Consider the following 17,464-nt stretch of genomic DNA (forward strand, 5'->3'; position numbering starts at 1 on the left):
ATGGGAGCCTATAGGCTCCCATATTTAATACTAAGCTAAAAGTAAATCTCCAATAACTCTTCCTACTTCCATTATTCTATTTTGTTCTTTTTCATCTGGAACAAATTTTACTCTTAAAGGTAGTTGAACATGGTCCATTCCTGTAGTTTTTATAATATATGAAGAGTCAATAACCTTCATATTTGATTCTAATAGATAGTCATGAACCACCTGTACAGCTTCACCGCTCCACCCATAGGAACCAAAAGCTATAGCTAGTTTATTACTTAAATTCATATCTTTAATATCCTTTAATACTTCTTCTATATTTCCTACCATATCTGCATATCGTGTAGAACTACCAAAGAATATAGCATCTGCTGCCATAATAGCTTCCTTTATCTCTTCATTGCTTGCATTTTTTGTGTTTATTATACGGTGTTCTATTCCTTTATCTTCTAAACCTTCTCCAATTAGTTTGGCAACTTTAGTTGTATTTCCAGTCATAGTACTAAATAAAATTAGTGCTTTCTTAGATTCATCACTTGGTTGACTCATTATATTATATGCCTTTATAAAACTTTGTGCATTTTCTCTTAAAATATATCCATGAGAAGGTGCAATCATTTCTATATCTAATTCTTTTATTTTTTCTATCATATCTTGTACATAAGGACGATGTGGATGCATTATTAGTTTGTAGTATACTTCAAAATCATCCATATAATTTTCTTTTGCTAGGTCATTAAACAGTTCATATGTTGCAATATGTGTACTAAATTGATCGCAAGGATAAAGTATTTTATCTTCAATACAGTAGGTAATCATAGTTTCTTCTGTATGAAGATAAGGTGTTTCGAAGAATTGTAGAGTTTTTCCACCTATATCTAATTTATCTCCATCTTTTATAATTATAAATTCCCTATTGTGTAATTTAAACATATCCTTTAGTTCTTCCGCTCCTAACGCTGTAGTAACAATTTTAGCATTTGGCGCCTTTGCAGCTAGGGCCGGAAGTGCTCCAGCATGGTCTGGCTCTACGTGATTTATAACTATATATTCTATTTCTTTCGGATCTATTATCTTACTTAATTTTTCAACATATACTCTACCAAACTCTATATCAACAGTATCTATTACAGTTGGTTTTTCTGTCATTAATAAGTAGCTATTATATGTTGTTCCTTTTTCTAATATTAATCTATGGAAAGGAACTTTTCTATCATCTACATAACCTACCCAATAACTATTTTTTGCAATTTCTAATTTATTTGTCATTTAAATCTCCTCCTTAATATTTTAACTGCTTCTTATGACTTAATTATAAAGGAGATTAAATAATAAAACTGTGATTGCAATCAAAAAATTCTCCGATGATATCGAATCAACTCATGGTGCACTTAAATTTTAAAACTTAATTAAAAAATTTCAGGTACTCAAATTATCCTGTTGCATTTGTAATACTTTATATACTATAAAAATTCCACATCGGCAGTTAATTTATAAATTACATCTTTTCTTTCAATAATTATTGTAGCCTTTTTACGCAATTCTCTATCATTTCTAATATTTTGTAGTAGTTCTCTAGCAGGATTAATTGCAATAGGACTACCAACTAGCTTTAGCATAGAAAAATCTCCATTTGTATCGCCGTATGCATAGCTTTTATCTAAATCGATATTATATTTATCAACAAATTCCATAATAGCTGTGTGCTTACTGTCTGAATCCCACATTTGAATAATTTCACCAGTAAAATTATTATTTTCATCTACTATATATTCTGTTCCACGATAATCAGCTACTCCATATTTTTCTGCCATTTTTGATACTAAATAATCTGGACTACCCGAAATAAAAACAACTTTATGACCCTGAGATTTATGCCAGTTAATTCTATCTCTAGTAAAACGATACACTCTATCGCCTTTTAAATTTATTACTTGATTTGATATAAAGTCCATGTAATTTCTATTTAGACCTTTCATAGATTTAAGATATATTTGAGATACTTCATTTAAATAATTATCATAATTTCCTTGCCTCATATCCCAATCATGAAATGCATTTTTAGCAAGTGTATGCCAAATAATAGGATCTATTACTTCATACTTTATTAAACTCTTGAAATGTTCCACCATTAAAGAATCTCTATATAGAGTTCCATCAATATCAAAAAACACACCTATATTTTTCATTTTATCCCTTCTCTCTACGTAAAAAGTATATTATTTATTAATACACATATCTAAGGACTATTAAACCCTTAGTAGGTATATCTATTATTTTATTTAGTATATGTTAACTATTTTATCATGTAAACTCCTAATATCAAAAAGAGACGAATATAAAATTCGTCCCTATAATCCTATAGCATTTAACAGAATACTTTTTACACCTTACCAACTACTGCAGGTATTTCATTTATTATATCAGATGTTAATTTTGCCTTAAAATCTTTAATTGCATCATACAAAGGCTGATAATCTTCATAAAATACAATAATAGTATCTCCGGCTTCAGCATTTTCCATTGCTTTAATTAAGGCTTCTTTTTCATCTAGCTCTATAGTAATTTGTTGATCTGTTAGTTTTCCTAACATGCACCCTTTCCTTAATAGTTCGGCCACTTCTCCCGGTTTTCTGTCCCTCAAATCTTTATCTTCTTTTATATAAACTTGATCAAAGGATTTACCAGATAACTCTCCTACTTTTAAAATACTTATATCTGTCCTATCACCCGGCACACCGATTACACCAATCAATTTATTGATTTTCATTTTCTTTAGTCCACTAAGCACTCTACTGTAGCCACCAATATTATGACCATAATCAATTATAACTTTAAAGTCTGCAACTTCAAATACATTAAATCTGCCAAGATTATTAGTAGCATCTGTATGAAATTCGCTTAGTCCTTTACTAATAATGGTCGTGTCAATTCCAATGCCATAGCTAACAGCTACTGCTGCCAAACTATTTTCTATGTTATGTTCCAAAGCCCCACCAAAGGTAGCAGGTATATTTTCAATATTAATTACTGGTAATTCTTTCTCTCCGTTAAATATATAAATAATATTTTCTTTTAAATATACTGCTTTTTTTCCATTGTATTTATGCTGAGTTATTAACTTATTATCAGGATTTTGAGAAAAATAAATAATATTACCTCTAGCCCTTTTAGCAATTCTTTCAGCATAGATATCGTCTCCATTTATTACAGAGTATCCATCTGGTTTAACAGATTCTACAATAAGAGATTTAACATCGGCCATATCTTCTAATGTATTTATACCATCTATTCCTATATGGTCATCTCCAATATTAGTAATTACTCCAACGTCCGCTAGGTCATATCCTAATCCTTTATTTACTATACCGCCTCTGGCTGTCTCTAAAATAGCTACATCTATATTTTTATCCATTAAAACAACTTCTGCACTTCTAGGTCCTGTAGTATCTCCTTGTACCATTAGATCATCATTAATATATATGCCACCCGTACTAGTCATACCAACAGTCATATTATTACTTCTAAGTATTTTTGCGATCATTCTTGTTGTTGTAGTCTTTCCATTAGTACCAGTGACAGATATTACAGGTATAGAGTGCTTAGCTCCAGGTGGAAATAATAAATCAACAATAGCTTTTGCTACATTTCGTGGCTGACCCTTAGAAGGATAATGATGCATTCTTATGCCTGGGCAAGCGTTCACCTCAATAATAACACCATCATTTTCTACAATAGATTTACTAATATCTTTAGTAGTAATATCAATACCAGCTACATCAAGTCCTATAATTTGAGCTGCCCTTAATGCTAATTTAATATTATTAGGATGTACATCATCTGTAACATCTATGGCGATTCCACCTGTACTTAAATTATCGTTTTCTCTAAGATAAACTATTTCTCCATCCTTGGGTATACTGGTAAGATTCATTTTTACTTTATCTAGAATCAAGAGCATAACATCATCAATTTTAATTTTAGTTAAAGGTTTTTGATGACCTTCTCCTCTTAATGGATTTCTATTTTCTATGTCTATAAGCTCCTTAATAGTATTAATACCATTACCTATGACATGAGCTGCTATTCGTTCTGAAGCTGCAATTACTTCATTTCCTACTACTGCGATTCTATAGTGTTTTCCGTCAACAAATTTTTCTATTAAAATTCTGTCACTATACTGTTTAGCTATTTTAAAAGCTCTACCTATTTCAAGCTTAGAAGAAAGATTTAAAGAAACCCCTTTGCCTTGATTACCATTATAAGGTTTTACAACTACAGGTAGTCCTAATTTCTCCGCTTCAACAATAGCTTCATCTAAAGTAGTAACAACCTTACCTTCTGGCGCTGGCAACCCATGAGCTCTTAAAATATAATTAGTAAGTTCCTTGTCACATGCTATATCTACTGACATACAACTAGTTTGATCTGTCATAGTAGCCTGTATCTTTTTATGGTACTTGCCATATCCTAACTGTACTATGCTATTTTCACCAATACGCATTGTAGGTATTTTCCTTTTTTGTGCTTCTTCAACAATAGCCGATGTACTAGGTCCTAGTTCATTTTCATTGGCCTTTGTTTGAATATAGAATAAACGTTCATTTATATCTATTTCCTTATTATTTAGCAAACTGTCTATTATATCAAAAGCTAGTTTTGCAGATTCTAATCCTACAATCTCATTAATATAAGAAAACACCATGAAATATACTGTATCATCTCGTAAGTATCTTGTTTTTCCAAATTTCAGATCATATCCTAATATATTTTGAATCTCCAAGGCCATATGCTCCATTACATGCGCTAAATAAGTTCCTCTTTCTAGCCTTTCATAAAATCCATTAATATAACCCTTAGAGCATTTGTGTTTTTTTAATCCTGGCAACATAGATAGGAGCCTCTCATTAAAATTTTCTATGTCACAAGTTGGTATATCCACATATTTACCTAAATCTACATCTGCCCTAACTACAGGCCAATGACTATATATATTTCTCCCGGAATATACCCTAATACTTAATAATTTCATTTACGGTCCTCCTCAAACAATTTAGGTCACCATTTATTTTAGTATGAATTACTTTATCACACATAGGAAATTATGTACCCTACGAAATTGTTGATAAGCTATAATTTCCGTAATGTATTTCAAGAATATTAACTTTCAAATCTTTTTAAAGAATACTTTGTTGTATACTATTATATTATTTTTTATCTATGTCAAACTGGGTAATTGCTTGTCTATTCAATAGATTATATCCATATCCTGTTGGCAAAATATCAATTTTAACATTAGTAATAGCTAAAGGTTCATTAGGATATTGTTCCGAAATATTAGTGTAGTCAATTTCTCTGCCATCAACTATAGTTACTACACCAGAACCTATTACACTTATTTCTCTTGTCTCACTAACTATAATTGCCGTATCTTCATCTATTCCAATACCAATAGTTTGCGGATTTTGCGCAACAGCTCCTAACAGTCTTCCTATCCTACCTCTTTGGTTAAAATGCTGATCAATTATTACCTCTTCCAACAAACCCATTCCAGGAGCCATTTTTAAAGTGCATTTTCTCGGGGCATCCTCTTCCTCTCCCTCTACTACCATTACCTCACTCATCATAGAAGCACCTGCACTGGTTCCAGCAATAATTACTCCTTCTTCTAACCTACGTTTAATATGATTATGAAATTCTGTTCCTCCTAGTATACTTGAAATTCTAAGTTGATCTCCACCAACAAAAAAAATACAAGTTGTTCCTTCCAAAGTTCTAGTTATTTGCCTTCTATTCGCTTCCTTTCTGCATACAATATTAATTGTTTCTACTTTATCTGCACCTAATTCATAAAAAATCCTTTTATATTCTTCTCCAACCTCTAAAGGGTAGTTTGTAGCTGTGGTAACTACAGCAATATGGGCATTTTTTTCGCCAGATAAATAAACAATTTCCTTAAGTATTTCCTTATCAGCCCTTTTATCTTCGCCACCACCGATAATTATCAATCTTGTTTTTTCTTTTTTAGCCATAATATACCCCTTTCGATAAAGAAAACTTGATTCAGATGGAGTTTTAACTCCACCTAAATATTAATTGCACCTTGAGCACCTGAAAATTTAGCATAAATTTCAAGTACTACAGGAGTCGATGCGATAGCATCAAACGACTTTTATTTCGAGGATGTAATGTTTGATCTCTCACTTATAAAAAGTAGAACTTCTTAGCAGCACACCGAAGATCAAACTATTTTTATTTTCTCCCATAATGATTCAAATATTCAATTTTTATAATTTAAAGTTATTTTTCATTTAATTTTCTACATTTTTATAAAAAAAAATAAATCCTTAAAAAGGATTTATTTTTTTAAAATTTTATAAATCTAATATCTCAGAAACAGTAACAAATTCATATCCCTGTTCTCTAATCCACTCTATCATTTGGGGTAATGTATCTACAGTGTTTTTTACTGATTTTGGATTACCTCCATTATGCATTAAAACAATCCCACCCGGCTTTAATTGCTGCTGAACATATTTCATCATCTGTTCACCCGATGTTCCAGCCCAATCTCTAGTGTCTACTGACCAGTTAACAACGTTATATCCTAAAGAGTTAACAAATTCTATTCCTTGTTTTTTAAGTGCACCATAGGGCGGTCTTAATACTGCACTATGCTCTCCTAGTATATCTGTTATCAATTCCTCAGTCATTAATATCTCCTTTTCTACTTCTTGCTTCGATAGCTTTGGCAAATATTTATGACTCCAACTATGGTTACCTATTTCATGACCCTTTTCATGAATGCTCTTTAATACTTCAGGATATTTTTCAGCATTTTGTCCTATAACAAAGAATGTAGCTTTAATATCATATTGATCTAATATATCCATAATTTGTGAAGTATATTTGGATTCTGGTCCATCATCAAAGGTAAGAGCAACTAACTTTTTGCTACCGTCCCCTGAGTAATGAATTTTAGAATCTACAATGTCTGTTTTTTTATCTTGGTCTGCTTTATTTTCACTTTCTGATTGATTAGCTGTATCATTAATTTTATCATTATTATTTTTCTCATCTGTTTCAATTTCTACATTTATTTCATCTTGATTTGTTTTTTCTTCATCCTTTATTTTATTATCATCTATATCTTCAATCTTATCCGGAGCAATATTTTCGATTTGCTTTTCATCATCATTTAAATCGACCGGGAGTTTTACTGCACCAACTGTTGTGCAGCCTACAAATAACATACTTAAAATACTTACTACGACAATACCGAATATCCATTTTTTCATTCTAGTCCTTCCCCCTTAACTTACATTAACTTATGTAAGTAATTATAATAATTATTTCAATTACTATTATAAGGGAATAATTGTCGAAAGGAATTACAAAACCGTAACAATAGACATGGTAAAATACGTCAAATGCTGTCGCATAAACTGCTACTTTACTTAATTTATTAATCTATATTTTAAAAAATTCAAGTGTCTAAAATACTGCCAATCTACAGATTACTAATTAATTAGTAATCTTAAAAACCCTTGAAATCTTTTTAAAAGATAAGGTCCATAGGTAAGAAAATCCCCATGGACCTTAATAATTAGTTAAAAGGTTAAAGTATGGTTAACAAACCAAACTACTTTACAGCTTTAATTTTATCCATTACAGCCATAGCAATGTTAGAGGCATGATCTGCAATACGCTCTAAATTACTAATGATATCTAAAAAGATAATACCTGAACTTGGAATACATTGTTGGGCACTTAATCTACCAATATGGTTTGCCCTTAAAGTCTTCTCTAAATAGTCTATACGTCCTTCAGTTTTAACTACCTTCATAGCTAATCCCCCGTCTAAAGACTTTAAGGCTGTTAGAGAGTCTATATATGCCTGTAAAACTAACCCAGACATCTGTCTTAATTCATCTATAGCTGTTTCAGAAAACGCCAAATGATTATCTATAGTAAATTGGGCCAACTCTGCTAAGTTTTCAGCATGATCTCCTACTCTTTCAATATCATTGATTGTATTAAAAAGTCCATCTACAGTTTCTCTGTTTTCCACAGAAATATCAGTATTAGATAATTTTACTAAGTATGCAGCAAGTTCTCGTTCCATTTCATTAACTACTTTTTCTATCCTCATTGTTTCGTCTATTTTCTTTTGATTTTTATTGTAAAATCCTTCTAGTGCACTTTCTAAAGATTCTCTAGCCACATTACCCATATGAAGAGTCTCTTTCATAGCACTAGCTAAAGCGATTGGAGGTGTCTCTAAAATACGTTCATCAATATATTTAATTCCTTCTCCTTTATCTTCTTCTCCAGGAATAATCTTAGTAGCAAGTTTAACTAGTAACCCAATAAAAGGGAACATAATAATTGTATTTACAATATTAAATATTGTATGAGCATTGGCAATTTGTCTTGAAACAGCATATGCAGTAGTTCCTGGGTCTATCATATTAACTGCCCAATATAATGGTCTTTGCAATAAAACAATAAAGATTATAGTTCCAAACAGATTAAACATAACATGAATTGCTGCAGCTCTTTTAGCAGTACGGTTAGCCCCTATACTTGAAAGTACCGCTGTTATAGTTGTACCAATATTAATACCAAATAAAATAGGTAATCCCGATGAAATAGGAATTAGTCCTTGAGAAGATAAAGCCAATAGTATACCTGTAGATGCACTACTACTTTGAACAGCCACTGTAATCGCAAATCCAGCTAAAATACCTAAAAATGGATGTTGGCCAAAGCTTATTAAAAGATTTCTAAAGCCTTCATATTCTCCTAGTGGTTTTAATGCATCTCCCATAAATTTCATACCTAAAAATAAAATACCAAAACCAATACAGGCTTCTGCAAACTGTTTAACCTTTCGATTATTAGTGAATAACCAAACTGCTACAGAAAGTCCTATAATAAGTGGTGCATATCTATCAATTTTAAATGTAATTATTTGAGCTGTGATGGTTGTCCCAATGTTAGATCCCATAATAACTCCTACAGCTTGAGCCAGATTCATCATTCCAGCATTAACAAAACCAACTACCATAACAGTAGTAGCACTACTACTTTGAACGATCATAGTTATAATAGCACCAACAGTAACAGCCATAAATCTATTACTAGTAAGCATGCTAATAATAGATTTTAACTTATTACCTGCAGCCTTCTGAAGTCCCGTACTCATAATAGTCATTCCATAAAGAAATAACCCCAGCCCTCCAACTATACCAAAAAAGATTTCCATTAAAAATCCTCCCATCACAACATTTTGTCTATTAGTATAATATATCCTTCATTATAGTAATGCATTGGATTATTCTTTTGGTTAATGAAATGTTATGGGAATGTTAAATCCATGTTAAATAATTTAACACAGTGTTAATCTATTTAACAATCACAACTATTTCCTTTGCAATTTAGCCCGTCTTCGCTATTAGCACAATATGGGTCCACATGTACAATTACATCCTTTATATTTGCTATTTCTGTCTTAATTATACTTTCCACCCTTTCTGCAATCTCATGTCCTTCGTATACGTTAATGTGAGGATCAACACATATTCTAATATCCACAAAAACCTTTGATCCATGCTTACGAGTTCGTATATCACTTACGTTCTTAATATAAGCTTCATTTATTATAATTTCCTTTACACTATCTATTTCATCAAGATGTATAGATACATCTATTAGTTGTTGAAAGCAATCTATAAATATTTGAATACCAACTTTTATTACGATTGCGGAAACAACTAAACCTGCTAAAGCATCCAAAATATATACTCCGTACTTTGCTCCTAATATTCCAATGAATGAAGCTATTGAAGAAAGCGCATCTGAACGATGATGCCATGCATCAGCTATTAAAGCGGTGCTTTGCTCCCTATTACCTACTCTAAATGAAACCTGATATTGTATTTCCTTAATAATTATGGAGATGAAAGCTGCAAACAGAGCAAAATAACTAAAATATACCTGTTCCTTTTTTATTATAGCTATAAGTGCACTGTATCCAATTTTCCCACCTATATAAATCAGTATTATTGCCAATATAAACGTTACTATTACTTCGATCTTTTCATGACCATAGTGATGCATTTCATCTCTAGGTTTTTGAGCCATTGCTATTCCTATAATAACTCCTATAGATGTTATTACATCAGACCCAGAATGAAGGCCATCAGCTATTAATGCAGTACTATTAGATTGTACTCCTGCTGCTACCTTAATAATTAGCAACAATATATTTAGAATAATAGTTATAATTATTATTCTATTAATTTCCTTAGTTTTAGATTGTTTTTCATTCATCATAAATAAGACCTCCCATTATCAATTGAAATATATATGATCATTATATGCAACTATATTTAATTTGTAAACCCTTAAAAATCAATATTTTGTATTCGGTTTTTATTTTCAATTGATAATAAGATCCATATTTATTAAACTTTTAATAAATAATATATACACAAACAAAATGTTTTATGGTATTCTAAAATTGGACTTTTTGATTATAATAATAAATAAGTAAAGTATATTAAGGAGGAATTACATATGGTATTACAAAAAGTTAAAGAAATTGTTGCTGATCAATTAGGTATTGATGATGTTGAGTCTATAACTTCTACGACTTCTCTAATGAGTGATTTAGAAGCTGACTCTTTAGACGCAGTAGAAATCATTATGGCTATTGAAGACGAGTTTGGTGTAGAAATTCCTGATGAAGAAGCTGAAAGCTTTAAAAATATCGGAGATATAGTTGAATACGTAGAAGCTAATAAATAGTTTAAAAGTAGTATTGCTTACGAGCATACTACTTTTTTATTGTTTAAAAAAGTAACAAAACTCATCCTCGCTACATATCTTGTAATTAAAGGAGTTAATTATATTTTAGTTGAGGAGGCTATTTTATGGAAATATTTGAAAATAACATGTTATGTGGTTGTAACGATGAAGATATGGTAATGCCTTATCCGCCAATGAACGGTATGCCTCATCCATGTCCTATGCCTGAACCGATGCCAATGCCTTGGCCTGAACCAATGCCTATGCCTTGTCCTATGCCTAGACCAATGCCAATGCCTTGTCCACCAATGAACGGTATGCCTCATCCATACCCTATGCCTGACCCAATGCCAATGCCTATGCCTTGTCCACCAATGCCTATGCCTTGTCCGCCAATGCATGGTATGCCTCATCCATTCCCTATGCCTATGCCAGTGGAAGAATGTGATGAAGAAATGCTCCATCACATGGAAAAAATGTACTGTATGCATATGTACATGGCTGCAATGAACAAAACCGAAGCATATAGACACAAAATGATGCATTGCTATTGTAAGCATCGTATGGAAGATTGCTAAGGAATAAATAATAAAGAAACAGGCTCTAAATGAGCCTGTTTCTTTATTATTTATTCCTGTTTTATTTATAATTGAATATCTTGAACAAATACGTTCACTTTTCCCACTCCAATATCCGTCATGGCTTCAATAGACTTCTTTACCTTGTCTTGTACTGCTTTTATCACTTCAGGAATAATAACTCCATATTTCACTACTACTGAAAGATTTATAACTACTTGAGTTTCTTCATTTTTAATCTTTACTCCTTTTTTCGTAGCAGTATTTTTACTGAAAAACTCCATTATGCCTACAGGCAGTCCACCACTAAATGAAACAACTCCTTCTACTTCCTCTACTGATTTCTTAGCAATTAGCATAATAACATCATTAGAAATTCTTATTTTCCCTTGTCCAGAAACAACCTCCATAATTTTACCTCCAATATAATAGTATGTTATTTTATATAGTTGAAATATTCAATCATTTTAATCAAAAACGCCTTTTAGTTGTAAATACTGATCGTAAGTATTAATGTTCTCAAAACATAACATAGAAGAATCTAGTTCTAAAATCTCTTCTCTAGTTATTTTTCTAATCTTTAAATCTTGAAAAGCATCTATAATCTTATACCACCTTCTTTGAAACAATTTTTCAAACTCCGGTATACATCTCTTACCATATATTGCATAGAGTGGTTGATAGTATCCATCTACAAAAGGAATTATAACATCTTCATCCTGTAATAAGTCAACCATATATTCACTTAATTTAGTATTAATAAAAGGCATATCACATGCTATAACAAATATGTGGTCTGTTTTACTTTCTATTAACCCTGAGTATAGTCCAACTAAAGAATTTTTTTCTTCCATATCTACACAATCACTAACAAATTTTACTTTTTTCAGCATAGGATATTCTTTTGGCATATTAGTTACTATAATTATATTTTCAAATATTGTTTGTAGTGGCTCTACCACTCTTTCTATCATGGTCTTATTACCAAGCTTAAGTAGTGCTTTATTCCGACCCATCCTTATACTTCTACCCCCAGCTAATACAACAGCAGTAACCCTGCTATAAATCATAATTATCATCCCCTTATTTAGCTACAATTATAATTTAAAACATATTTATAACCCTTATTAAAAATAGATAATTGATTACTGCTTCTAATCTATTATATCATAGATATTCCAATTTTAATTATTACTAAAATCATATTTTATATAAATCATTATAATATAGGCTGATAATTGTATGTTTTCATAGCTATTTCAGATTAAATAGATTTAGTTAAAGTATTTTACACTTGATATTTTTTTAACGATATTATACTATAAACTTGAAAAGTGCATAGACATAATTTCTTACTTTATTTCAGCAAGCACCTATTAAACAATTTTAAACTAAGGGGAGGCTATTAGATGGACTTATTACAAATCATTAGTAAAATTAATGGCGTTTTATGGGGACCTATTATGTTATTTTTCCTTCTAGGTACTGGAATTTTATTTACTATTAAGCTTCGTGTAATTCAAGTTAGAAAGTTTAAGCTTGCTTGGAACGAAACCTTTGGAGGTATGTTTAAAAAAAGCTCTAAGGCTAACGAAGATGGTATGTCTTCATATCAGGCCTTAACAACTGCAATAGCTGCTCAAGTAGGAACAGGTAACTTAGCTGGAGTTGCTACCGCAATAGCAACCGGAGGTCCTGGTGCAGTCTTTTGGATGTGGATTAGCGCTTTTTTCGGGATGGGTACTATATTTGCAGAAGCTATATTAGCTCAAATCCATACAGAAAGAGTAGACGGTGAAATTACAGGTGGACCAGCCTATTATATTCGTAAAGGCTTAGGTAGTAAATTTTTAGCAGGTTTTTTTGCAATAGCAATAGTCTTAGCTCTAGGATTTATGGGGAATATGGTGCAGTCAAACTCTATAGCAGAAGCTGCATACAGCGCTTTTAATATGAACAAGCTTGTAACTGGTATAATCATTGCCTTTATAGTAGGTCTTATTACGATTGGAGGAATAGGAAGAATAGCATCCTTTACTGAAAAAATAGTACCTATTATGGCAGCCTTATATATTTTAGGAAGCTTAGTTATTGTTTTAACAAACTTTAACCAAATTGGACCATCATTTCAATTAATTTTTAAAAGCGCATTTACCCCGATGGCAGCAGCGGGAGGATTTTTAGGTTCAACAGTAAAAGGAGCCTTTCGTTATGGTATCGCAAGAGGGCTTTTCTCCAATGAAGCAGGAATGGGATCTACTCCTCATGCCCATGCTATAGCTAAGGTGAAACACCCAGCACAACAGGGACTAGTGGCAACTATGGGGGTTGTAATAGATACTGGAGTTGTCTGTACATTAACCGCTCTAGTAATTTTAACAAGTGGTAGCCTTTACTCTGGAAACAACGGAATATTATTAACTCAAGAAGGATTTGTAAAAGGATTTGGTAGCTTTGGTAATTCATTTGTAGCAGTCTGTTTATTCTTCTTTGCTTTATCCACTATAGTAGGATGGTATTTCTTTGGAGAATCTAACATAAAATACTTATTTGGTAAAAAAGCAATCAATATTTACAGAGCATTAGTTTTAGTATGTATTGTTGTAGGTACTACAATGAAGGTTGAGCTAGTATGGGAATTAGCAGATACATTTAATGGTCTAATGGTTATACCTAATATTATTGCTCTACTAGGGTTAACCTCTTTAGTTGTAAATGTTACAAATGACTTTGAAAAAAGCTTAGACGAAGGAAATATATCAGAATTTGGGAATAATTAACAAAGAAAATGACTAAGTTTTAAAACTTAGTCATTTTCTTCTAATTCTTTTATCTTTACATTAACTAACAATTTAATTCCTTCATCTGTCTGGATTACCTTCTTCTCCTTTAATAATCTTCCCAGAGCTCTTTTAAAAGCATTTTTACTAATAGATAAATATTTTTTTATTTCTTCAGGTTCACTTTTATCATTTAATGGTAAAAAGCCTCTTCTAATAGCTAGAATTTGTAAAATATCTTCCGCATCACTACCCATCTGTCTATGGGCTACTTGTCTTGTAGATAGGTCTACCCGTCCATCCTCACGAATTTTAACAACCCTAAAACTTGATTTATCACCTATTCTTAAATCATTAAATATCTCTGATATATGAGCAAATCCATAATACTGATTATCAACAGCAATAAAAGCACCTAGTCTAGGATTATATCCATACACTGTACCTTGTACCATTTCTCCTGGCTTATAGGATGGATGAGTTTTTAAGTCATTATCAATTTTCATAGTTGCGCATAATCTTTCGCTTTTATCTAAATAAATCTTTACTAGATAGTATTTATCCTTCTGAATCTTACAAACCTGTTCACGCATAGGAATAAACAAGTCTTTTTCTAAACCCCAATCTAAAAATCCACCTATCGAAGTTACATCTACAACCTTAAGATAAGCAATTTCGTCAACTTCACCATATGGTTTTTTTAGAGTAGCTGCCAAACGATTATTGGAATCTCTATAAATGAAAGCATCTATAAAGTCTCCTACAATCTTATCATTAGGAAGTTCTTTTAAAGAAAGTAGAATACCCTTACCACCATCTTCTCCTTTTAACAGAGCACCTCTTTGATCGATTTCAAATATTTTTAGCCTATTTACCTTACCCACGTTTAATTTCAATAACTTCACCTCTTTTTCTTCTTAAGTTTCTTCATTATGATTATAGTTTTCTTCAATACACTTTATTTATTATTACAACTTCCACATTTACTATCAGAATTACATTTACAACCATATTGTTTCGTTACTTCATCAAAATTTGCTCCCATATTTATATCCTGCGCTAAAAATATCCTGTTGCCAGATTCATTATAAAAAACAGCATCGCAGCTATTATTAATACATACAAAATAATCTTCCTTTGTTACTTCTGAAATTATATCTTCCTTTACTACCATCTCCACAGCCAAATAGTGAATATTATTTCCAAGGGTATTACAAAGTGGACATGATTTTTTATTTTCTTGTTTATTTCTTTTTATACCTTTACAACATCCCATTTTATCACTTCCCTACCAACTGTAGCTATCATATTTGTTTAAAAAATCAGCAAAGCTGCTTTTGCCTGTTTTTTAAAGTATAAGAAAGTACACTTCCCTATACTTTAAAAAAATTCTTAAATACTGTAAAAGCTTCTGCTGGATCTTCTATATCATCGATAAGTTTTTCCATAAGGCATTTATCTGTTCCATCTTTATTCATAATATATGGTACAATACGATTATATTCAACATCTATTCCGTTTTTCTCCAATATCATTTTAGCACAATCACTTATTACATGGGCATATACTGACTTAATACCACCAAATATTGATAATAAAGCAGCTGCTTTTCCAATAACCTTATCAGCTAACACGGCATTTTCTAAAAATTTTTCATCTTCTATTAGCTTAGTAAGTAACGGTTTAATTCCTTTATCGTAGGAAGTCATTATTATATTTCCATCCTTTACTAAAACACAGGAATATTCTCCTTCCGTCAGTTTATTTTGGGCTAATATTCGATCTGACATGAATTAACTCCCCTTCCAATAACTTTACAAGTACAGGTATAAATACTATTTGAAGAATTATACCTAATATACCATTATTAACAGCTCCTATTACAGCAACTATAGGTCCTGCCATTTTAACATGAAAAAATGTGAGCATAATATAAACAATAAATCCATAAGTAATCCTACCTGCCAACATAGATCCAGCCAAAGATATAAATACATTCATCTTTAGTTTATTATATAATATACCAGCAATAAATCCATATGTAGATAACTCAAATATCATAATCGGAAGCATAGGTATTGGTGCAATAGGTGGCATACCGGTAATTAAATGACTTAAAATTGGAGTCAATATTCCTACATATAAACCTGTAATTGGACTAACTAAAAAACCAGCCAATAAAACAGGTATGTGCATTGGTAGAAATGCAGGCCCAGCACCACCTACTAAATGAAACACCTGGGGTAGCAGTACTCCTAGTGCAATACACATTGCACCATTTACTATGTTCTTAGTTTTTATCATATTCATTAAATCACCCCTTATGTAGGATTATAATAGTTTATACTATATTAGTATAACAATATTTCAACAAAAAAGCTTGTTTTTTCTTTTCATAAATAAAGGCTCTATCCAATCTATAATTGTAACCCTTTTAATATATTAAATATTGCAAATAGAGCCCCTGTAAAGATGAGTTTTTCTACTTTTCCACCAGTTTTTATAGTGTATGGAAACTTAATGCGTTTATCATTAAAAGGTACCCAAAGTCCTATCCCTGATTTTGTAAGCATATCTCCTAATAGATGACTAACCATACTCACTGCAAAAATCATACTATAGTCCACATCTCCATAAAATAAGCTTATTTTTCTAACCGCGAATGTGGATCCGACTAAAAAAACAATAGAGTGGGATAATCCCCTATGCTTACTGAATAATAATAAAATTAGAATAATCCCGACAAAAACTAAAACATAGTGCTGATAGTAGTAAGAGAATAGAATAATCGATATCCCTACTATAGATTGTACAAAGTTTCTAATTGTATAGTACCCTTTTCGTGCAAATTTATCAGCAAATACAAATCCTAAAAAAATTATAAAAGCAATGCCATAAAAAACAGGAGTATCCTTTAAAAAAATAATAGTAACAATTGACGTTAAAGTTAAAATAGCAATCCATATTTTTTTTATATGCTTGGCCTTAATAAAACCAAATTTAGCTCCCAAAGCAGATGTCCCCATATCTAAGTCTGGTAATAAAGCTCCTATTATCGACACTATAATAGCAGGCAAGTTAAATTTACCAATAGTTAAGGAGGTCCCTAAAAGTGGAACTACTAATAATGATAACATCAGACCTAAAGTAACATGAGTTCTCCCTAACATTATATCCTTCCTTTCTTCATAGATGTAATACCATTATACTCCGAACATACGTTTTAATGCAAGATATCATAATTATACTTTACAACAGGTACTAGTACCTGATATTATATTCATATAATTATTATAGTCTATAGGG

Annotated in this window: 17 protein-coding genes; 3 read left to right on the forward strand and 14 right to left on the reverse strand. The window is 31.3% G+C overall.

The features are described 5' to 3' along the window. Nucleotides 1-30: 30 nt before the first annotated feature. The 7 genes from KQI88_RS12040 to KQI88_RS12070 form a co-directional block, all read right to left on the reverse strand. The gene (locus KQI88_RS12040; RefSeq protein ID WP_216417642.1) at nt 31-1,257 is read right to left on the reverse strand and encodes an FprA family A-type flavoprotein; all 1,227 of its coding nucleotides are present in this window, start codon (nt 1,255-1,257) and stop codon (nt 31-33) included. Between the two features lie 194 nt (nt 1,258-1,451). Then, nucleotides 1,452-2,177, reverse strand: coding sequence for an HAD family hydrolase (locus tag KQI88_RS12045; RefSeq protein WP_212376253.1), 726 nt, complete (start codon nt 2,175-2,177; stop codon nt 1,452-1,454). A gap of 194 nt (nt 2,178-2,371) precedes the next feature. Then, complete coding sequence (gene cphA, locus KQI88_RS12050) at nt 2,372-5,020, reverse strand: cyanophycin synthetase (RefSeq protein ID WP_216417644.1); 2,649 nt, start codon at nt 5,018-5,020, stop codon at nt 2,372-2,374. Between the two features lie 175 nt (nt 5,021-5,195). Beyond that, complete coding sequence (locus KQI88_RS12055; protein ID WP_216417645.1) at nt 5,196-6,020, reverse strand: cyanophycinase; 825 nt, start codon at nt 6,018-6,020, stop codon at nt 5,196-5,198. A gap of 342 nt (nt 6,021-6,362) precedes the next feature. After that, entirely contained in the window at nt 6,363-7,286 is a 924-nt protein-coding gene (locus KQI88_RS12060) for a polysaccharide deacetylase family protein (RefSeq protein ID WP_216417648.1), read from the reverse strand. A 344-nt stretch (nt 7,287-7,630) separates the two neighbouring features. After that, nucleotides 7,631-9,256 (reverse strand): Na/Pi cotransporter family protein, encoded by a 1,626-nt coding sequence (locus tag KQI88_RS12065; protein ID WP_216417650.1) that lies wholly within the window; start codon nt 9,254-9,256, stop codon nt 7,631-7,633. A gap of 143 nt (nt 9,257-9,399) precedes the next feature. Beyond that, on the reverse strand, nt 9,400-10,326 hold the full coding sequence (locus tag KQI88_RS12070; protein WP_246579272.1) for a cation diffusion facilitator family transporter: 927 nt from the start codon (nt 10,324-10,326) through the stop codon (nt 9,400-9,402). A 243-nt stretch (nt 10,327-10,569) separates the two neighbouring features. On the opposite strand from KQI88_RS12070, the gene acpP reads away from it, so the two are divergent. Beyond that, nucleotides 10,570-10,800, forward strand: a complete 231-nt coding sequence (gene acpP, locus KQI88_RS12075) for an acyl carrier protein (protein WP_216417652.1) — start codon at nt 10,570-10,572, stop codon at nt 10,798-10,800. A gap of 125 nt (nt 10,801-10,925) precedes the next feature. Further along, a complete protein-coding gene (locus KQI88_RS12080; protein ID WP_216417654.1) occupies nt 10,926-11,378 on the forward strand; it encodes a hypothetical protein in 453 nt (150 codons plus the stop codon). A 65-nt stretch (nt 11,379-11,443) separates the two neighbouring features. Here the strand turns inward: KQI88_RS12080 and KQI88_RS12085 are convergent, their stop codons facing one another. Then, complete coding sequence (locus KQI88_RS12085) at nt 11,444-11,788, reverse strand: Asp23/Gls24 family envelope stress response protein (RefSeq protein ID WP_216417656.1); 345 nt, start codon at nt 11,786-11,788, stop codon at nt 11,444-11,446. 57 nt (nt 11,789-11,845) lie between these two features. Further along, the gene (gene mobA / locus KQI88_RS12090; RefSeq protein WP_216417659.1) at nt 11,846-12,448 is read right to left on the reverse strand and encodes a molybdenum cofactor guanylyltransferase; all 603 of its coding nucleotides are present in this window, start codon (nt 12,446-12,448) and stop codon (nt 11,846-11,848) included. Nucleotides 12,449-12,787: 339 nt separating this feature from the next. On the opposite strand from mobA, the gene KQI88_RS12095 reads away from it, so the two are divergent. Beyond that, nucleotides 12,788-14,158, forward strand: coding sequence for an alanine/glycine:cation symporter family protein (locus tag KQI88_RS12095; RefSeq protein WP_216417661.1), 1,371 nt, complete (start codon nt 12,788-12,790; stop codon nt 14,156-14,158). Between the two features lie 26 nt (nt 14,159-14,184). Here the strand turns inward: KQI88_RS12095 and KQI88_RS12100 are convergent, their stop codons facing one another. The 5 genes from KQI88_RS12100 to KQI88_RS12120 form a co-directional block, all read right to left on the reverse strand. Continuing rightward, on the reverse strand, nt 14,185-15,054 hold the full coding sequence (locus KQI88_RS12100; RefSeq protein WP_216417662.1) for a CvfB family protein: 870 nt from the start codon (nt 15,052-15,054) through the stop codon (nt 14,185-14,187). A 62-nt stretch (nt 15,055-15,116) separates the two neighbouring features. After that, the gene (locus KQI88_RS12105) at nt 15,117-15,434 is read right to left on the reverse strand and encodes a hypothetical protein (RefSeq protein WP_216417664.1); all 318 of its coding nucleotides are present in this window, start codon (nt 15,432-15,434) and stop codon (nt 15,117-15,119) included. 97 nt (nt 15,435-15,531) lie between these two features. Then, the gene (locus KQI88_RS12110) at nt 15,532-15,948 is read right to left on the reverse strand and encodes a DUF1893 domain-containing protein (RefSeq protein WP_216417666.1); all 417 of its coding nucleotides are present in this window, start codon (nt 15,946-15,948) and stop codon (nt 15,532-15,534) included. Then, nucleotides 15,920-16,468 (reverse strand): ECF transporter S component, encoded by a 549-nt coding sequence (locus KQI88_RS12115; protein WP_216417668.1) that lies wholly within the window; start codon nt 16,466-16,468, stop codon nt 15,920-15,922. Before KQI88_RS12115 ends, KQI88_RS12110 begins: the two co-directional genes overlap by 29 nt. A gap of 107 nt (nt 16,469-16,575) precedes the next feature. After that, nucleotides 16,576-17,328 (reverse strand): metal-dependent hydrolase, encoded by a 753-nt coding sequence (locus tag KQI88_RS12120; RefSeq protein WP_216417670.1) that lies wholly within the window; start codon nt 17,326-17,328, stop codon nt 16,576-16,578. Between the last annotated feature and the right edge of the window lie 136 nt (nt 17,329-17,464).

Source organism: Alkaliphilus flagellatus (assembly GCF_018919215.1).
Taxonomy (GTDB): Bacteria; Bacillota; Clostridia; order Peptostreptococcales; family Natronincolaceae; genus Alkaliphilus_B; species Alkaliphilus_B flagellatus.

Coding starts and splice junctions, on each gene's coding strand:
- KQI88_RS12040 (WP_216417642.1), bottom strand. CDS start 1,257: ATGACAAATAAATTAGAAATTGCAAAAAATAGTTATTGGGTAGGTTAT.
- KQI88_RS12045 (WP_212376253.1), bottom strand. CDS start 2,177: ATGAAAAATATAGGTGTGTTTTTTGATATTGATGGAACTCTATATAGA.
- cphA (WP_216417644.1), bottom strand. CDS start 5,020: ATGAAATTATTAAGTATTAGGGTATATTCCGGGAGAAATATATATAGT.
- KQI88_RS12055 (WP_216417645.1), bottom strand. CDS start 6,020: ATGGCTAAAAAAGAAAAAACAAGATTGATAATTATCGGTGGTGGCGAA.
- KQI88_RS12060 (WP_216417648.1), bottom strand. CDS start 7,286: ATGAAAAAATGGATATTCGGTATTGTCGTAGTAAGTATTTTAAGTATG.
- KQI88_RS12065 (WP_216417650.1), bottom strand. CDS start 9,256: ATGGAAATCTTTTTTGGTATAGTTGGAGGGCTGGGGTTATTTCTTTAT.
- KQI88_RS12070 (WP_246579272.1), bottom strand. CDS start 10,326: ATGATGAATGAAAAACAATCTAAAACTAAGGAAATTAATAGAATAATA.
- acpP (WP_216417652.1), top strand. CDS start 10,570: ATGGTATTACAAAAAGTTAAAGAAATTGTTGCTGATCAATTAGGTATT.
- KQI88_RS12080 (WP_216417654.1), top strand. CDS start 10,926: ATGGAAATATTTGAAAATAACATGTTATGTGGTTGTAACGATGAAGAT.
- KQI88_RS12085 (WP_216417656.1), bottom strand. CDS start 11,788: ATGGAGGTTGTTTCTGGACAAGGGAAAATAAGAATTTCTAATGATGTT.
- mobA (WP_216417659.1), bottom strand. CDS start 12,448: ATGATTTATAGCAGGGTTACTGCTGTTGTATTAGCTGGGGGTAGAAGT.
- KQI88_RS12095 (WP_216417661.1), top strand. CDS start 12,788: ATGGACTTATTACAAATCATTAGTAAAATTAATGGCGTTTTATGGGGA.
- KQI88_RS12105 (WP_216417664.1), bottom strand. CDS start 15,434: ATGGGATGTTGTAAAGGTATAAAAAGAAATAAACAAGAAAATAAAAAA.
- KQI88_RS12110 (WP_216417666.1), bottom strand. CDS start 15,948: ATGTCAGATCGAATATTAGCCCAAAATAAACTGACGGAAGGAGAATAT.
- KQI88_RS12115 (WP_216417668.1), bottom strand. CDS start 16,468: ATGAATATGATAAAAACTAAGAACATAGTAAATGGTGCAATGTGTATT.
- KQI88_RS12120 (WP_216417670.1), bottom strand. CDS start 17,328: ATGTTAGGGAGAACTCATGTTACTTTAGGTCTGATGTTATCATTATTA.